This window comes from Mesorhizobium sp. M0048 (assembly GCF_040323405.1).
Classification (GTDB): Bacteria; Pseudomonadota; Alphaproteobacteria; order Rhizobiales; family Rhizobiaceae; genus Mesorhizobium.
The window spans coordinates 91,126-105,098 of sequence record NZ_JAMYUV010000008.1; the positions used below are offsets into that span (position 1 = coordinate 91,126).

Annotated in this window: 17 protein-coding genes; 8 read left to right on the top strand and 9 right to left on the bottom strand. The window is 62.1% G+C overall.

Annotated elements, in window-relative coordinates; all coding sequences use genetic code 11:
• Nucleotides 1-243: 243 nt before the first annotated feature.
• Both clpX and NKJ84_RS11025 read right to left on the bottom strand, forming a co-directional pair.
• Nucleotides 244-1,518 carry an ATP-dependent Clp protease ATP-binding subunit ClpX gene (clpX, locus tag NKJ84_RS11020; protein WP_006332719.1) on the bottom strand — a complete coding sequence of 425 codons (1,275 nt, stop codon included), beginning with the start codon at nt 1,516-1,518 and terminating at the stop codon, nt 244-246.
• Between the two features lie 304 nt (nt 1,519-1,822).
• Nucleotides 1,823-2,452 carry an ATP-dependent Clp protease proteolytic subunit gene (locus NKJ84_RS11025; RefSeq protein WP_254817601.1) on the bottom strand — a complete coding sequence of 210 codons (630 nt, stop codon included), beginning with the start codon at nt 2,450-2,452 and terminating at the stop codon, nt 1,823-1,825.
• Nucleotides 2,453-2,797: 345 nt separating this feature from the next.
• On the opposite strand from NKJ84_RS11025, the gene NKJ84_RS11030 reads away from it, so the two are divergent.
• Nucleotides 2,798-3,388 (top strand): hypothetical protein, encoded by a 591-nt coding sequence (locus NKJ84_RS11030; RefSeq protein ID WP_352506468.1) that lies wholly within the window; start codon nt 2,798-2,800, stop codon nt 3,386-3,388.
• Between the two features lie 4 nt (nt 3,389-3,392).
• Here NKJ84_RS11030 and NKJ84_RS11035 read toward each other — a convergent pair whose 3' ends face one another.
• A complete protein-coding gene (locus tag NKJ84_RS11035) occupies nt 3,393-4,496 on the bottom strand; it encodes an NAD(P)/FAD-dependent oxidoreductase (protein ID WP_352506469.1) in 1,104 nt (367 codons plus the stop codon).
• A gap of 97 nt (nt 4,497-4,593) precedes the next feature.
• On the opposite strand from NKJ84_RS11035, the gene NKJ84_RS11040 reads away from it, so the two are divergent.
• Nucleotides 4,594-5,841 carry a cytochrome P450 gene (locus NKJ84_RS11040; protein ID WP_352506470.1) on the top strand — a complete coding sequence of 416 codons (1,248 nt, stop codon included), beginning with the start codon at nt 4,594-4,596 and terminating at the stop codon, nt 5,839-5,841.
• Nucleotides 5,842-5,874: 33 nt separating this feature from the next.
• Here NKJ84_RS11040 and NKJ84_RS11045 read toward each other — a convergent pair whose 3' ends face one another.
• From NKJ84_RS11045 to NKJ84_RS11065, 5 genes are all read right to left on the bottom strand, one after another.
• Nucleotides 5,875-6,225, bottom strand: coding sequence for a cupin domain-containing protein (locus NKJ84_RS11045; protein WP_352506471.1), 351 nt, complete (start codon nt 6,223-6,225; stop codon nt 5,875-5,877).
• Between the two features lie 5 nt (nt 6,226-6,230).
• The gene (locus NKJ84_RS11050) at nt 6,231-7,511 is read right to left on the bottom strand and encodes an O-acetylhomoserine aminocarboxypropyltransferase (protein WP_352506472.1); all 1,281 of its coding nucleotides are present in this window, start codon (nt 7,509-7,511) and stop codon (nt 6,231-6,233) included.
• 138 nt (nt 7,512-7,649) lie between these two features.
• On the bottom strand, nt 7,650-8,171 hold the full coding sequence (locus NKJ84_RS11055) for a CoA-binding protein (RefSeq protein WP_352506473.1): 522 nt from the start codon (nt 8,169-8,171) through the stop codon (nt 7,650-7,652).
• Nucleotides 8,172-8,248: 77 nt separating this feature from the next.
• On the bottom strand, nt 8,249-8,671 hold the full coding sequence (locus NKJ84_RS11060) for a VOC family protein (protein WP_352506474.1): 423 nt from the start codon (nt 8,669-8,671) through the stop codon (nt 8,249-8,251).
• Between the two features lie 9 nt (nt 8,672-8,680).
• Entirely contained in the window at nt 8,681-9,502 is an 822-nt protein-coding gene (locus NKJ84_RS11065) for an enoyl-CoA hydratase (protein WP_352506475.1), read from the bottom strand.
• A 155-nt stretch (nt 9,503-9,657) separates the two neighbouring features.
• On the opposite strand from NKJ84_RS11065, the gene NKJ84_RS11070 reads away from it, so the two are divergent.
• The 5 genes from NKJ84_RS11070 (at nt 9,658) to rpsI (ending at nt 11,980) form a co-directional block, all read left to right on the top strand.
• Nucleotides 9,658-10,113, top strand: coding sequence for a PaaI family thioesterase (locus NKJ84_RS11070; RefSeq protein ID WP_352506476.1), 456 nt, complete (start codon nt 9,658-9,660; stop codon nt 10,111-10,113).
• Between the two features lie 34 nt (nt 10,114-10,147).
• Nucleotides 10,148-10,351 (top strand): type II toxin-antitoxin system HicA family toxin, encoded by a 204-nt coding sequence (locus NKJ84_RS11075; RefSeq protein WP_352506477.1) that lies wholly within the window; start codon nt 10,148-10,150, stop codon nt 10,349-10,351.
• A gap of 26 nt (nt 10,352-10,377) precedes the next feature.
• Nucleotides 10,378-10,776 carry a type II toxin-antitoxin system HicB family antitoxin gene (locus tag NKJ84_RS11080; RefSeq protein ID WP_352506478.1) on the top strand — a complete coding sequence of 133 codons (399 nt, stop codon included), beginning with the start codon at nt 10,378-10,380 and terminating at the stop codon, nt 10,774-10,776.
• A 255-nt stretch (nt 10,777-11,031) separates the two neighbouring features.
• Nucleotides 11,032-11,496, top strand: coding sequence for a 50S ribosomal protein L13 (gene rplM, locus NKJ84_RS11085; protein WP_023674645.1), 465 nt, complete (start codon nt 11,032-11,034; stop codon nt 11,494-11,496).
• A 1-nt stretch (nt 11,497) separates the two neighbouring features.
• Nucleotides 11,498-11,980 (top strand): 30S ribosomal protein S9, encoded by a 483-nt coding sequence (rpsI, locus tag NKJ84_RS11090; RefSeq protein WP_023717316.1) that lies wholly within the window; start codon nt 11,498-11,500, stop codon nt 11,978-11,980.
• Nucleotides 11,981-12,089: 109 nt separating this feature from the next.
• On the opposite strand, the gene NKJ84_RS11095 is transcribed toward rpsI, so the two are convergent.
• Nucleotides 12,090-12,983, bottom strand: a complete 894-nt coding sequence (locus tag NKJ84_RS11095; RefSeq protein ID WP_254817589.1) for a LysR family transcriptional regulator — start codon at nt 12,981-12,983, stop codon at nt 12,090-12,092.
• Nucleotides 12,984-13,077: 94 nt separating this feature from the next.
• Here NKJ84_RS11095 and NKJ84_RS11100 point away from each other — a divergent pair, with 94 nt between their 5' ends.
• Nucleotides 13,078-13,962 carry an aldo/keto reductase family oxidoreductase gene (locus NKJ84_RS11100; protein ID WP_352506479.1) on the top strand — a complete coding sequence of 295 codons (885 nt, stop codon included), beginning with the start codon at nt 13,078-13,080 and terminating at the stop codon, nt 13,960-13,962.
• Nucleotides 13,963-13,973: the final 11 nt, after the last annotated feature.

The following is a 13,973-nucleotide window of genomic DNA, read 5'->3' on the forward strand; positions in this document are numbered from 1 at the left end:
CCGCGAATCTCATATTAACGACCGAGGATCGTTCCGCCTACCACCGTTTGTGACGGGAGTTTTACAGCACAGAATTCGGCACCACGGCCTTCTGCCATTAGTTGGAGGCACTGAGGGTAAAGATCAAGGGTCAACACGGTCCGTACCTCCAATCCGCACCCAGCACGCGGCGCCATGCGCGGTATGCGACAGCAAAACGGCGCCCCGCGGCGCCGTTTCAGAAAAATCCATTGCCGGCTCACGTCAGGCGCTGACGTTGCCCTTCTTCTCCTTCTGCTCGGAATAGATGTAGAGCGGCCTGGCGTTGCCTGACACCACCTCTTCCGAAATAACCACTTCGCGCACGCCTTCCAGTGCCGGCAGCTCGAACATGGTGTCGAGCAAGATCGCTTCCATGATCGAACGCAGGCCGCGTGCGCCGGTCTTGCGCTCGATGGCGCGCTTGGCGATCGCCGAGAGCGCGTTCTCGTGGAAGGTCAGGTCGACATTTTCCATCTCGAACAGCCGCTGATACTGCTTGACCAGCGCGTTCTTCGGCTCGGTCAGGATTTGGATCAGTGCCGGCTCGTCGAGATCCTCCAGCGTCGCCAAGACAGGCAGACGGCCGACGAACTCGGGAATGAGGCCAAACTTCAAGAGGTCCTCAGGCTCGACCAGGCGGAAAACATCGCCGGTGCGGCGATCCTCGGGCGAAGCGACGATAGCGCCGAAACCGATCGAGGTCTTCCTGCCGCGATCCGAGATGATCTTGTCCAGCCCGGCGAAAGCGCCGCCGCAGATAAATAGGATGTTGGCGGTGTCGACCTGCAGAAATTCCTGCTGCGGATGCTTCCTACCGCCCTGCGGCGGCACGGACGCGACAGTGCCCTCCATGATCTTCAAAAGTGCCTGCTGCACGCCCTCGCCCGATACGTCACGGGTGATCGACGGGTTGTCCGACTTGCGCGAGATTTTGTCGATCTCGTCGATATAGACGATGCCGCGCTGGGCGCGCTCGACATTGTAGTCGGCCGACTGCAACAGCTTCAGGATGATGTTCTCGACGTCCTCGCCGACATAACCGGCTTCGGTCAGCGTCGTCGCGTCGGCCATGGTGAAGGGGACGTCGATGATGCGGGCCAGCGTCTGCGCCAGCAGCGTCTTGCCGCAGCCGGTCGGGCCGATCAGCAGGATGTTCGACTTCGCCAGTTCGACATCGTTGTTCTTGCCGGCATGGGCGAGGCGCTTGTAGTGGTTGTGGACGGCCACCGACAGCACGCGCTTGGCGTAGGGCTGGCCGATGACGTAGTCGTCGAGAACCTTGAGGATTTCCTGCGGTGTCGGCACGCCCTCGCGCGACTTCACCATCGAGGTCTTGTTCTCTTCGCGGATGATGTCCATGCACAGTTCGACGCATTCGTCGCAGATGAACACCGTCGGCCCGGCGATCAGCTTGCGCACTTCGTGCTGGCTTTTGCCGCAAAACGAGCAATAAAGCGTGTTCTTGGAATCACCGCTGTTGTTGCCGACCTTGCTCATTTTCCTGTCCTTTCATGGCCGCCCGCCGATGGTCTGGTTGAAAGGGCGCATATTCAATCTATCGCGGGAATCCGCTGCCGCCAGTGCCCCGGCTCCCGCAACGCATTCCGTACGAAACACAAATCGGAAAACGGGGCAATGATTCGAACAACCCCACGCAAAGCTAAGCCGTCGAAAATCAACATAGCCTTAACGTAGGCAATTGCACCCGTCGAGGGAACAGCCAATTGTGGCCGAAATGCCGCAAGCTGCGCCAAAAGCGCGTAATCCCGCCACTCATTGCCACCGCGTGGCCACCGCGGGACTATAAGGCAATACCTTCGACCGGCTCACGTGACGAAATGACCTTGTCGATGAGGCCGAAATCCCTGGCCTCGTCGGCAGTCATGAAATGGTCACGGTCGAGCGTTCTTTCAATCTCATCGTAGCTCTTGCCGGTGTGCTTGACGTAAACCTCGTTGAGGCGGCGCTTCAGCTTGATGATATCCTGGGCATGGCGCTCGATGTCGGAGGCCTGGCCCTGGAAGCCGCCGGAAGGCTGGTGGACCATGATGCGGGCATTCGGTGTAGCAAAGCGCATGTCCTTGTGGCCGGCAGTCAGGAGCAGCGAACCCATCGATGCGGCCTGGCCGATGCAGAGCGTCGACACGGCGGGCTTGATGAACTGCATGGTATCGTAGATCGCCATGCCGGAGGTGACGACGCCGCCGGGCGAGTTGATATAGAGGTTGATTTCTTTCTTCGGATTCTCCGCTTCGAGGAACAGCAGTTGCGCGCAGACCAGCGTCGCCATGCCGTCCTCGACCGGGCCGGTGATGAAAATGATGCGCTCCTTGAGGAGCCGCGAGAAAATGTCGTAGGCCCGCTCGCCGCGATTGGTCTGTTCGACCACCATCGGAACGAGGTTCATGTAGGTTTCGACGGGGTTCTTCATGGACTATCCCTTTTTGAGGATGGGATTCCGGCGCCGGAGATTTGCAATCGGGCAGAATCGGTTCTGGATCGTTATTGTGTAAATAGGATGCCGGCTCACCCTAGCGCAAGGCCGCCTCTCCTAGCCATCCGGTTAAGTCGAATCAAGGTTTCCAAAGCAAGTTTTGCCCGTCGCCGTGCCGGCAGCCCTCTCCTGCCGTCGGAAGGTCGCTCATGCCTGGCCGGCGTTTAGCGTTTTCTTAACCGCATCGCTTAACGAAAAGTGGTGAAACCGCTTTTTCCAGCCACGGCTTACCCTACAATTCAACGTTGAACTCGCTTCATGCAGTTCAAACAGGGGAGTGCGATGATCAGGAAAGCTGCTTCCTTGGCCCTTACCGGCATCACCGTTCTCGGCATGGCGTCCGAAACGGCTGCCGGCGGACGCGTGATCGAATGCTACGAGCAGGTCAACAGGCCGGCCGTCTACGACACAGTCTATGAGGACGTGCTCGTCAGCCCAGCCGGCCAGCAGGTGGAATACGAAGCGCCAATCTACGGGACGCGCGAGCGCTTGGTGCAGATCGCGCCGGCGCACGTCAGCTACGAGATCGTGCCCGCCATCACCCGCATCATCTACCGCTCCGTGAAGGTTGCTGACGGCGGCTATTCCTGGGAATGGCGCATCATCAATGGCCGCAAGGTGCTGTGCAAGGTCAGGCACAAGGCGCGCTATGAACGCGTGGCCGAAATCGTCGTGGTTGAGCCGGAACGCCGGCGGCGCGTTGTCCTCCCCGCCGAATACGAGAGCGTCGCCGAAGAGGTTCTGGTGCGGCCGGAGCAGCGGCGCATCATCGACATTCCGGCGTCGTATCAGACAGTGGCTCGCCGCTTGGTGGTCAGGGAGGGTTCGTCGAGCTGGCGGCGAGTGCATATTCCGAGGCATTGCCGATACTAGGCGCTCAGGGCGCCTCGGCCCTGAGCCATTTCTTCAGGCCGTCGACATCGTCATTGCCGACGCAGGCCGCAACCCTTCTGCCAACAGCCGCGCCGAACTTGTAGCCGTGGCCGGAGCAGGCCGAGACGACCAGGCATTTGCCTTTCCGGTGGGCCAGGAATCTCTCGTCGACGGTGAAGGTGTAGGCGCAGGTGACCACTTCGGTGACCCTGTACTCCTCGATCCGGGCAATCGGCGGCGAAAACAGGTTGCGGATCGCCTCACCCTCGCCCGGCACCGGCTGGCGGTTCCAGTCGGCATCGCTGGTCGGCACCCTGTGCAGGCCCGAGCCGAATTTCATGCCGGCGCCACCTGTCGGCGGAATTGCGTAGCCGTCGATGGTGCCGCCGACGTTGAGGACGACCGGCGCTGCCTGCCAGGCTGCCTTCAGATCAACCGGCGGTTCGACATAGGCGAGCGCGGTGCGCCAGGTTTTCAGTTCGCCGTCCAGTTCCGGGAACAGTTTCAGGACCCAGGCGCCGGCAGCGACGACGATCCGGTCGGCCTGCATCGTTTCGCCGCTCGCAAGCACGACCTGTCCGGCGTCGGCGTCGATCTCGGCGACCTTGCTGTTTTCGTAGACATTGGCGCCGTTCGCGCGCAGCCACCTGGCGAGGCCCGAAGCGATCTTGCGGCAGTGCAGCGCGCCGCCGTCCGGCGAAAAATATGCATAGCGGAATGAACCAGGTTCTAGGAACGGCCAGCGTTCGACCGCGGCGTCCGGCTCGACCAATTCGAACGGATAATTTCCCGCTTCCATGCCCTCGCGGTATTCCTCCGCCTCATCTCCCGGCTCGCGCGAAATACAGATGAAGCCGCGCGGATCGAGATGGCTTTCACCGAGATCGGCCCACATCTCGTCCCAGGCCTCATAGGCTTCGGTGATCAGCCGGCCGTAGCCCGTTCCGGCCCGGTAGGCGCGGCGAATAATGCGATGGTGGTCGCCGGAGGCGGCGAGCGGATTGGGAATCGATCCCTGCTCGACGATCGAGACGAGGTGACCAGCCTTGACCAGCGACCACGCCGTCGAAAGTCCGGCAATGCCTGCACCGACCACGATCACATTCATGAAAACTGTCCTTCCGCAACCGCTTCGGCGGCTCACCTCACGGCAGGGCCAACATACGGTCTGGCACCAGACTGGCAAGCCGCGCTAATGATCTGGCATGACCGAATTGAAGCCGCCCTACCTTGCCTTTGATCCAGCCACGCGCAGCCTGCGGCTCGATCCGCACGAGCCGGCTTTCTTCCACAATCCATACGAGGCCTACACCTTCCTGCATGGCGCATCGAACGCCTTCTTCTGGGAAGAATTTGGCTTCTGGTGCTTTGGCGGCTTCGACGATGTCAACCGTCTGCTGCGCGATCGCCGCTTCGGCCGCCAGAACCCGGCCGGCATTCCGGACAGCCGAGGCATCGGCCAGGACCGTACGCATCTCAGCGCATTCGACGGCGTCGAGGCCAATTCGATGCTGGAGCTGGAGCCGCCTGTCCACACACGGCTCAGAACGCTGGTCAACCGCGCCTTCGTCTCGCGCCAGATCGAGCGGCTCAGGCCGCGCGTCGAGGCGCTGGCCAACGAACTGATCGACCGCTTCGAACCAGGAGAAGTCGACCTGCTGCCGGCGCTCGCCGCTCCCTTGCCGATCACCATCATTGCCGAGATGCTCGGCGTGCCGGTCGACATGGGGCCGCAGCTGCTCGACTGGTCGCATCGGATGGTCGCCATGTACATGCACGGCCGCACCCGCGAGACCGAAGAGACGGCCAATCGCGCGGCGCGGGACTTTTCGCATTTTTTGCGCGGCTACGTCGCCGAGCGGCGAAAGAGGCCGGGCGACGATCTTCTGTCGCTGCTGATTGCGGCGCAGGAGGACGGCCAGAAACTGTCGGAGGACGAGCTGGTATCCTCGGCCATCCTTTTGCTCAATGCCGGCCATGAGGCAACTGTCCACCAGACCGGCAATGCGGTGCGGTCGATCCTCGCACAAGGCGGCGATCCACGCCGCTTCTTCACCTCGTCGGAAGCAACAGCCGCGACGGTCGAAGAGTGCCTGCGCTTCGACGCGCCGCTGCACATGTTCACGCGCTACGCCTATCAGAAGGTCGAGGCCGGGCCTGGTATCGTCGTCCAGCCGGGCGAGACGATCGGTCTGCTGCTCGGCATGGCCAATCACGACCCGGCGGCCTTTGCCGAGCCCTTCGCCTTCAGGCCGGGCCGCGCCGACCAGAAGAACGTATCGTTCGGCGCCGGCATTCATTTCTGCATCGGCGCGCCGCTCGCCCGGCTCGAATTGCAGGTGTCGCTGAAAACCCTGTTCGACCGGCTACCGCAGCTGCATCTTGCCGAACAGCCGCGCTTGCGCGACACCTATCATTTCCATGGGCTGGAAACGCTCGCCGTGCGCTTTTGAGCATTCGTCCGGCAGGCTCAGCCGCAGGGGTGATCAAAGCTTGATCACATACTCCTTGCGAGTCGTTTCAAACACTTCCCAGCTGCCCTTAAAGCCCGGCCTCAGCACGAAGCTGTCGCCTGCCCTGACAGTGCGCGCATCGCCGCCGTCTTCGGCGATCACCGAAACCCCTGACAGGATGTGGGAGAACTCCCACTCATCATATTCGATGCGCCATTTGCCTGGCGTCGCTTCCCAGACGCCGGCATAAAGGCCGCCGTCCTGTTCCTCGACATTCCAGGTGCGGAATTTCGGATCGCCCGAAATCAGGCGATCCGGCGCCGGCGCGCCAAGTTCCGGTTCGACGGTGTCGACGCCGACGGAAAGAAATTTCGGCGGAGTCATGGCGATCAAACCTTGGCGAGAGCCTGTTCCAGATCGGCGACGATGTCGTTGACGTCCTCGATACCGACCGAAAGCCTGACTGTGTCCGGCCCTGCCCCCGCGTTGATCTTCTGCTCGTCGGAAAGCTGGCGATGCGTGGTCGATGCCGGGTGGATGACCAGCGACTTGGTGTCGCCGACATTGGCCAGGTGCGAGAACAATTCGAGCGCTTCGACGAATTTGATGCCCGCCGCATAGCCGCCCTTCAACCCGAAGGTGAACACCGCGCCGGCGCCAAGCGGCGAGTACTTCTTCTGCAGCGCATTGTTCTTGTCGCCGGGCAGGCCGGGATAGGACACCCAGGCGACCTTGGGGTGCTTGGAGAGCCATCCGGCGACCGCCGCCGCATTGTCGCAGTGGCGCTGCATCCTGAGCGGCAACGTCTCCAGGCCAGTCAGGATAAGGAATGCATTGAACGGCGAAAGCGCCGCGCCGATATCGCGCAGGCCAAGCACGCGGGCAGCGATGGCGAAGGCGAAATTGCCGAAGGTCTCGTGCAGGACGAGGCCGCCATATTCGGGGCGCGGCTCCGACAGCATCGGATATTTGCCCGACTTCGACCAGTCGAAGGTGCCGCCGTCGACGATGGCGCCGCCGATGGAATTGCCGTGACCGCCGATGAACTTGGTCAGCGAATGCACGACGATGTCGGCGCCATGTTCGATCGGCCGCAGCAGATAGGGCGAGGCCAGCGTGTTGTCGACGATCAGCGGCAGGCCGTGCTTGCGTGCAACGTCGCCGATCTTCTCGATGTCGACGAAGACGCCGCCCGGATTGGCCAGGCTTTCGATGAAGATTGCCTTGGTCCTGTCGTCGATCTGGCTCTCGAAGCTCGAGATGTCATTGGTGTCGGCCCAGCGCACCTGCCAGCCGAAATTCTTGAAGGCATGACCGAACTGGTTGATCGAGCCGCCGTAAAGCTTTGTCGCTGAAACGAAATTGTCGCCGGGCTGCATCAGATTGTGGAAGACCAGCACCTGCGCGGCATGGCCGGAGGCGACCGCAAGGCCTGCCGTGCCGCCTTCGAGTGCCGCGATGCGCTCTTCCAGCACCGCCTGGGTCGGGTTCATGATGCGGGTATAGATGTTGCCGAACGCCTTCAGCCCGAACAGCGAGGCGGCATGGTCGGCATCGTCGAAGACGAAGGAGGTCGTCTGGTAAATCGGCGTCGCTCGCGCGCCGGTCGCCGGATCCGGCTTGGCGCCGGCATGGACGGCGAGCGTGTTGAAACCGGGCGTGCGGGCCATCGAAAAACCTCCCTTTGAACCTTCTGAAAAGCGCGCCGCATTCTTGGCGGAGCCCGGCTCCGAATGCAAAGAAGAAAATGCCCTTCCCCGTGACAACGGCGGGCGGGGCTGGCGGAAAAATACAGCAGAACTGGAAGATTATTTCTGGCGAACGCCGAAACTCTGGAATCCCGGGCGCATCAGCGGCTTTTTCGACGACAAGACGCCGGAATTGACGCCGGTCCAGCCGATCTCGCCGGACAGCTTGCCGTATTCGATCTTCGGGCAACGGTTCATCACCACCTTGACGCCGGCGGCCTCGGCACGCGCGGCGGCCTCGTCATTGCGCACACCAAGCTGCATCCAGATGACGTTCGGCAGCGGATCGAGCCGCAAGACCTCCTCGACGATGCCCGGCACTGCCACGGAGCCGCGAAAGACGTCGACCATGTCGATTGGCTCTGGAACATCGGCCAGCCTGGCATAGGTCATCCGCCCGAGGATTTCCTTGCCGGCCTGGCCGGGATTGATCGGGAACACCGAAAACCCCTTGCCGAGCAGATATTTCAGCACAAAGTAGCTCGGCCGCACGTCATTGGCCGACGCGCCGACCATGGCGATGGTCTTCACCGAATTGAGGATGCCGGCGATATAGGCGTTGTCGTAGGCGTCGTGGTTCATGCCTTGTCATACAGCGCTTCGGAGTGAGGTGCCAACAGCCGAGCAAGTGGCTTGCAATGGGCCAGAGGGGAACCTCGTCAGCCGGGCAGCGAGATCGTTCCGTCTTCCGCAATCGGAAAGGCCGGATTGTGCGCGACTTCCCAGACATGCCCGTCGGCATCGGCGAAATATCCATACCAGCCGCCCCAGAAGGCGCGGCCAGCCGGCTTGACGATACGGCCGCCGGCTTTCTCGGCCATCGCCAGCACTGCATCGACCTCGGCGTCGGAGCGGGTGTTGTAGGCGAGATAGACGGCCGACGGCGCCTTGGAGAAGGTAACGCCCGAATCCTCTTCGGCGCTTTGCCGCGGGAACAGGCCGAGAATGGCGCCGCCCATCTGGAAGAAGGCAACGCCCTCGGTGATCCCGGCATGGCGCTTCAGGCCCATCGCCTCGTAGAAGTGCACGGCGCGGTCGAGATCGTCCGTGGCGATGGTGATGATGGAGACGCGCGGTTCCATACCCGCCTCCTATTCCTCCGGCCATTCCGGCTTGCGCTTGCCGATGAAGGCGCCGATGCCCTCTTCCGCATCGCGCGCCAGCATGTTCTCGACCATGACGCGCCCGGTGTAGTCATAGGCCTCGGCCAGCCCCATCTCGGCCTGCTCATAAAACGCTTCCTTGCCGATCTTGACGACCAAGGACGATTTGGAGGCAATGGTTTGCGCGTATTTGGTGACGATTTGATTCAGATATTCGCGCGGCACGACGCGGTTGACCAAGCCGAATTCCTTGGCGGTTACCGCATCGATCGTCTCGCCGGTCAAAAGCATCTCCATGGCGTACTTGCGCGAGACGTTGCGCGACAGCGCGACCATCGGCGTCGAGCAGAACAGGCCGATATTGACGCCAGGCGTGCAGAAGGTCGCCTCGTGCGAGGCGATGGCGAGGTCGCAGCTGGCGACCAGCTGCAATCCGGCCGCTGTCGCCAGGCCATCGACTTCGGCGATCACCGCCTTAGGATGGCGAACGATCGCCTGCATCAGGGAAGCGCAGGCGGAAAACGTCTTTTCGAAGAAGGCCCTGCCGCGATCGGCATCGGCGCGGTGCGCGCTCAACTCCTTGAGGTCGTGCCCGGCGCAGAACACTTTGCCGGTCGCCCCAAGCACGATGACGCGGACGGATTTGTCGGCCTTGGCGCGGTCGAGTTCCGCCGTCAGCGCCGCCATCATTGCAAGCGAAAGAGCGTTGGCCGGCGGATTGGCGAGCGTCAGGCGCAGCACGCCGTTGTCCAGCCTGGAGACGACCGGCCCTTCGGCAACGGCAGGCTTGATGGCGACGATTTCGGCCATGATCGTTCCTCTGCGATTCCGGATCGGTGATGAACTAATCTAGTATGCCGTCTCGCTTCGTCCAACTCCCTCGTCCGCTTCTGCCCTAATGAATGGCCGTTGCCAGAAACGCCACGTCGCGTTCATACAAGCAGGGCGCAAACCGGGAGACTGAAATGCCTGCCCAAAGCAATCTCCAGCCGATGCTGGCGGCTGCCGAAATCAACACGCTGATGGCAACCGTTTTCCCGCAGCTCAACGACCAGTTCACCTTCTATGAGGCGTTGGAGGTGTTTCCAGGCGGCTGTATCGTGCGACTCAATGCCGACGAGCGCCATTTGCGCCCCGGCGGCACCGTGTCGGGTTCGGCGCTGTTCACGCTGGCCGACATAGGCGGCTATGTCTGCGTGCTATCGCATGCCGGACCGGATGCGCTTTCGGTCACCACCAGCCTCAACATCAATTTCGTCCGCAAGGCCGAGGCCGGGCCGATCGACGGCCATTGCCGCATCCTGAAGCTGGGCAAGAGCCTGATGGTGTTCGACATCGACATCGTCGCCGGGCCTGAGAGACACACGGTAGCGCACGCAACGGGCACCTATTCGATCCCACCAAGGCGGGTACCGGCCTGATGCTTTCTATTGAATTTTTTGTTGATGTGTATATATGTGCGCACAGGGATTTTTGTTTGAGCGTGACAGCCGCAAAATCGTGAAGCGTCTCGAGGATGATGGTTTCGAGCTGGTTTCCGTACGCGGCTCGCATCACAAGTTTCGAAAGGGCGAGATCGTGTTGATCGTTCCGCATCCGGAGAAGGATCTACCAACCGGTACAGCTCGCGCCATCTCCAAACAAGCGGGCTGGATATAGGTACCTGGAGCGTCTTGGAGGCTGAGATGAAGAACTATTTCGCGTTGGTCGATAAAGATCCCAACAGCGCGTTCGGCATTCGCTTTCCCGACATTCCCGGCTGCTTTTCAGCCGCGGACGAGGCGGAAGACATCGTTCCGAATGCAGTCGAAGCGTTGCAACTGTGGGCGGAGGACATGCCTGTTCCCGAACCGTCCAGCCATGAGGCGATCGTTGCGCTTGCGGATATACGCAAAGCACTTGCTGAAGGAGGCTATCTGGTCTCGGTACCACTCATCGACAATGACAGCGCCGTCGTAAGGGCGAATGTAACTTTCGAGCGCGGCGTCTTGCGGGCGATCGACGCCGCAGCGCGCGACCGAGGCATAACGCGATCGGCATTCCTCTCCAGCGCAGCTCGCAAGGAAATCGAGGCAAAGCACTGAACTCACCTGACACAGGGCCAAAATCGCGATGTGGTAAAATCATACCTTTAACTCAAATCCTTGTTTTCATTTAAGTTTATCTTCCAGCAATCATTTCATGCGCCTTGACGCGATAACCACCCTCCCCTATAAACCGTGACGAAGCAGCGGCCCGCAAAGGCCGCCGTTTTGTTATTGGCGACGGCAAGTGCCTTTTGCCAATCCAAGCAACAAGAAACGCCTTCTTTTGAAGGTCCGAACCGAAAGCAACAATCCATGGCAACCTTTTCGCAGAAGCCTGCGGATGTGGTGAAGAAGTGGGTGCTGATCGACGCCGAGGGTCTCGTCGTCGGCCGTCTCGCCACTGTCATCGCCAATCATCTTCGCGGCAAGCACAAGCCCACCTTCACCCCGCACGTCGACGACGGCGACAACGTTATCGTCATCAATGCCGACAAGGTGGTGTTCACCGGCAAGAAGTTCACCGACAAGGTCTATTACTGGCACACCGGCCACCCCGGCGGCGTCAAGGAGCGCACCGCGCGCCAGCTGCTCGAGGGCCGCTTTCCCGAGCGTGTCGTCGAAAAGGCCGTCGAACGCATGATCCCGCGCGGCCCGCTCGGCCGACGCCAGATGAAGAATCTCCGCGTCTATGCAGGCACGGAACATCCGCATGTCGCCCAGCAGCCCGTTGTCCTCGACGTGGCCAAGCTGAACGCCAAGAACAAGAAGGTTTCGTAAGATGGCTGAGCTTTCCTCGCTCGCAGAACTCGGAACTGCCACCGGTAACACCAACACCCAGCCGGCGGCACCCGTCCATGTCCAGAAGCTCGACAAATCGGGCCGCGCCTATGCCACCGGCAAGCGCAAGAACGCCATCGCGCGCGTCTGGGTGAAGCCCGGCTCCGGCAAGATCGTCGTCAACGACAAGGTGTTCGCCGAATATTTCGCGCGTCCGGTCCTGCAGATGATCCTCAACCAGCCGATCATCGCGGCCAACCGCGCCGGCCAGTACGACATCGTTGCCACCGTCATCGGCGGCGGCCTTTCCGGCCAGGCCGGTGCCGTGCGCCACGGCATCTCCAAGGCGCTGACCTATTACGAGCCGGCGCTGCGCGCCGTACTCAAGAAGGGCGGCTTCCTGACCCGCGACAGCCGCGTCGTCGAGCGCAAGAAGTACGGCAAGGCGAAGGCCCGCCGGAGCTTCCAGTTCTCCAAGCGCTAAGCGCTGCGCAATTACACGCTATCGAAAGGCCGCCTCCGGGCGGCCTTTTCATGAATGGCGGCAACCAATCACCGGCGGCAGGCGCGGCTCGCTCGCATCGTGGCAGACTTCAGGCCTTGATGAAGTCGATAAACGCCCGGAGCGGCGCCGGCACGAGGCGCCGGCCGGGATAATAAAGGAACGGCCCGGAGAAGCTCTGCCACCAGGGTTCAAGCAGCGGCTCGAGCGCCCCGCTCTCGAAATGAGGGCGTAGCCAATCTTCGAACAGGCTGATGATGCCGGTGCCAGCGATGGCTGCATCGACTTTGAGGTCCGTCGCCCCGCCCAGGGTCACGAGAAGCGGCCCCGTCGGGTCGACCCGCACCACCTCGCCGTCGCGCTCGAATTCCCACGGCGGCATCGCACGGCTGGCAAAGCGGCCGCGCAGGCAGGCGTGGCCGAGCAGGTCGCTCGGGTGTTGCGGCCGGCCATGACGATCCAGGTAGGCAGGGCTGGCGGCGGTGGCGAAGCGCTGCACGCGCGGTCCGATCGGCACGGCGATCATGTCCTGCTCCAGCCGCTCGTCGTAGCGGATGCCGGCGTCGCAGCCGGCCGCCAGCACATCGACGAAGCTTTCCTCAGCGATCACCTCCAGCCGGATGCCGGGATAGGCGGCAAGGAACCGCGGGACGATGCTGGGCAGGACCAGCCGCGCCGCGCTGACCGGCACGTTGAGGCGCAACAAGCCCGCCGGCCTGTCGCGAAAGCCGTTCACCACGTCGAGAGCCGACTCCACCTCGGTCAAGGCTGGACCGAGCCGCGCCAGCAGGCCTTCGCCGGCCTCCGTCAGGACGACGCTGCGGGTCGTCCTGTTGAGCAGCCTGACACCGAGCTGCGTCTCCAGACGCCGCACGGCCTCGCTCAACCCCGACGCGCTGCCGCCGCTGGCGCGGGCGCCATCGCGAAAACCCTTGGCGCGCGCTACGGCCACGAAAGCGTTCAGATCCCCGAGATCGATCTTCATTGTTCGTCATTCCGCACAGCCTGTGCGGATTGTACCCAATTATCATTGGATCGGACAGCGTCTATCTGTGCGCCATCCCTGAAGGAGAAAGACCATGTCCAGTATCGACCAGTCCGGCACATTCATCCTCGGCGACCGCAAAGTCAGACGGCTCGGCTACGGCGCCATGCAACTCGCAGGGCCCGGCGTCTTCGGGCCACCAAAGGACCACGACACGGCATTGGCCGTGCTGCGCGAAGCCGTTGCACAAGGCGTCAATCACATCGACACCAGTGACTTCTATGGCCCGCACGTGACTAACCTGTTGATCCGCGAAGCGCTCGCACCCTATCCTGACGACCTCGTTATAGTCACCAAGATCGGCGCCAGGCGCGGCCAGGGCGGATCGTGGCTGCCGGCCTTCTCGGCCCAAGAACTCACCCAGGCGGTGCACGACAATCTGCACAATCTCGGGCTCGACGTGCTGGAGGCGGTCAACCTTCGGATCATGTTCGACGCGCATGGCCCCGCCGGAGGGTCGATCGAGGCGCCGCTTGCGACGCTCGCCGAGCTTCAGCGACAGGGCCTCGTGCGCCACATCGGGCTGAGCAACGTCACCGCTGCGCAGATCGCCGAAGGCCGCAGGATTTGCAAGATCGTCTGCGTGCAGAATCAGTACAATCTGGCGCATCGGGGCGACGATGCCTTGATTGACGATCTCGCCCGCGACGGCATCGCCTATGTGCCGTTCTTCCCGCTTGGCGGCTTCAATCCGTTGCAGTCGTCGACCTTGTCCAAGGTCGCCGCACGCCTCGGCGCCACGCCCATGCAGGTCGCGCTCGCCTGGCTGCTTCGCCGCGCGCCCAACATTCTTCTGATCCCAGGCACGTCTTCCGTCGCGCATCTCAGGGAGAACCTCGCCGCGGGCGATCTCGCGTTGCCCGAAGATGCGATCGAGGAATTGGACAGTATCGCCGGAACTGTCCCCGCTCACGCGTAGCGCGGCAATCG

Excerpts from the sequence above, each read along its gene's own strand:
- NKJ84_RS11095 (WP_254817589.1), bottom strand. The coding sequence starts at position 12,983 with ATGAAGATCGATCTCGGGGATCTGAACGCTTTCGTGGCCGTAGCGCGC.
- NKJ84_RS11060 (WP_352506474.1), bottom strand. The coding sequence starts at position 8,671 with ATGGAACCGCGCGTCTCCATCATCACCATCGCCACGGACGATCTCGAC.
- NKJ84_RS11050 (WP_352506472.1), bottom strand. The coding sequence starts at position 7,511 with ATGGCCCGCACGCCCGGTTTCAACACGCTCGCCGTCCATGCCGGCGCC.
- NKJ84_RS11025 (WP_254817601.1), bottom strand. The coding sequence starts at position 2,452 with ATGAAGAACCCCGTCGAAACCTACATGAACCTCGTTCCGATGGTGGTC.
- rpsI (WP_023717316.1), top strand. The coding sequence starts at position 11,498 with ATGGCTGAGCTTTCCTCGCTCGCAGAACTCGGAACTGCCACCGGTAAC.
- clpX (WP_006332719.1), bottom strand. The coding sequence starts at position 1,518 with ATGAGCAAGGTCGGCAACAACAGCGGTGATTCCAAGAACACGCTTTAT.
- NKJ84_RS11070 (WP_352506476.1), top strand. The coding sequence starts at position 9,658 with ATGCCTGCCCAAAGCAATCTCCAGCCGATGCTGGCGGCTGCCGAAATC.
- NKJ84_RS11080 (WP_352506478.1), top strand. The coding sequence starts at position 10,378 with ATGAAGAACTATTTCGCGTTGGTCGATAAAGATCCCAACAGCGCGTTC.
- NKJ84_RS11075 (WP_352506477.1), top strand. The coding sequence starts at position 10,148 with ATGTGCGCACAGGGATTTTTGTTTGAGCGTGACAGCCGCAAAATCGTG.
- NKJ84_RS11030 (WP_352506468.1), top strand. The coding sequence starts at position 2,798 with ATGATCAGGAAAGCTGCTTCCTTGGCCCTTACCGGCATCACCGTTCTC.
- NKJ84_RS11065 (WP_352506475.1), bottom strand. The coding sequence starts at position 9,502 with ATGGCCGAAATCGTCGCCATCAAGCCTGCCGTTGCCGAAGGGCCGGTC.
- NKJ84_RS11040 (WP_352506470.1), top strand. The coding sequence starts at position 4,594 with ATGACCGAATTGAAGCCGCCCTACCTTGCCTTTGATCCAGCCACGCGC.
- rplM (WP_023674645.1), top strand. The coding sequence starts at position 11,032 with ATGGCAACCTTTTCGCAGAAGCCTGCGGATGTGGTGAAGAAGTGGGTG.
- NKJ84_RS11045 (WP_352506471.1), bottom strand. The coding sequence starts at position 6,225 with ATGACTCCGCCGAAATTTCTTTCCGTCGGCGTCGACACCGTCGAACCG.
- NKJ84_RS11035 (WP_352506469.1), bottom strand. The coding sequence starts at position 4,496 with ATGAATGTGATCGTGGTCGGTGCAGGCATTGCCGGACTTTCGACGGCG.
- NKJ84_RS11055 (WP_352506473.1), bottom strand. The coding sequence starts at position 8,171 with ATGAACCACGACGCCTACGACAACGCCTATATCGCCGGCATCCTCAAT.
- NKJ84_RS11100 (WP_352506479.1), top strand. The coding sequence starts at position 13,078 with ATGTCCAGTATCGACCAGTCCGGCACATTCATCCTCGGCGACCGCAAA.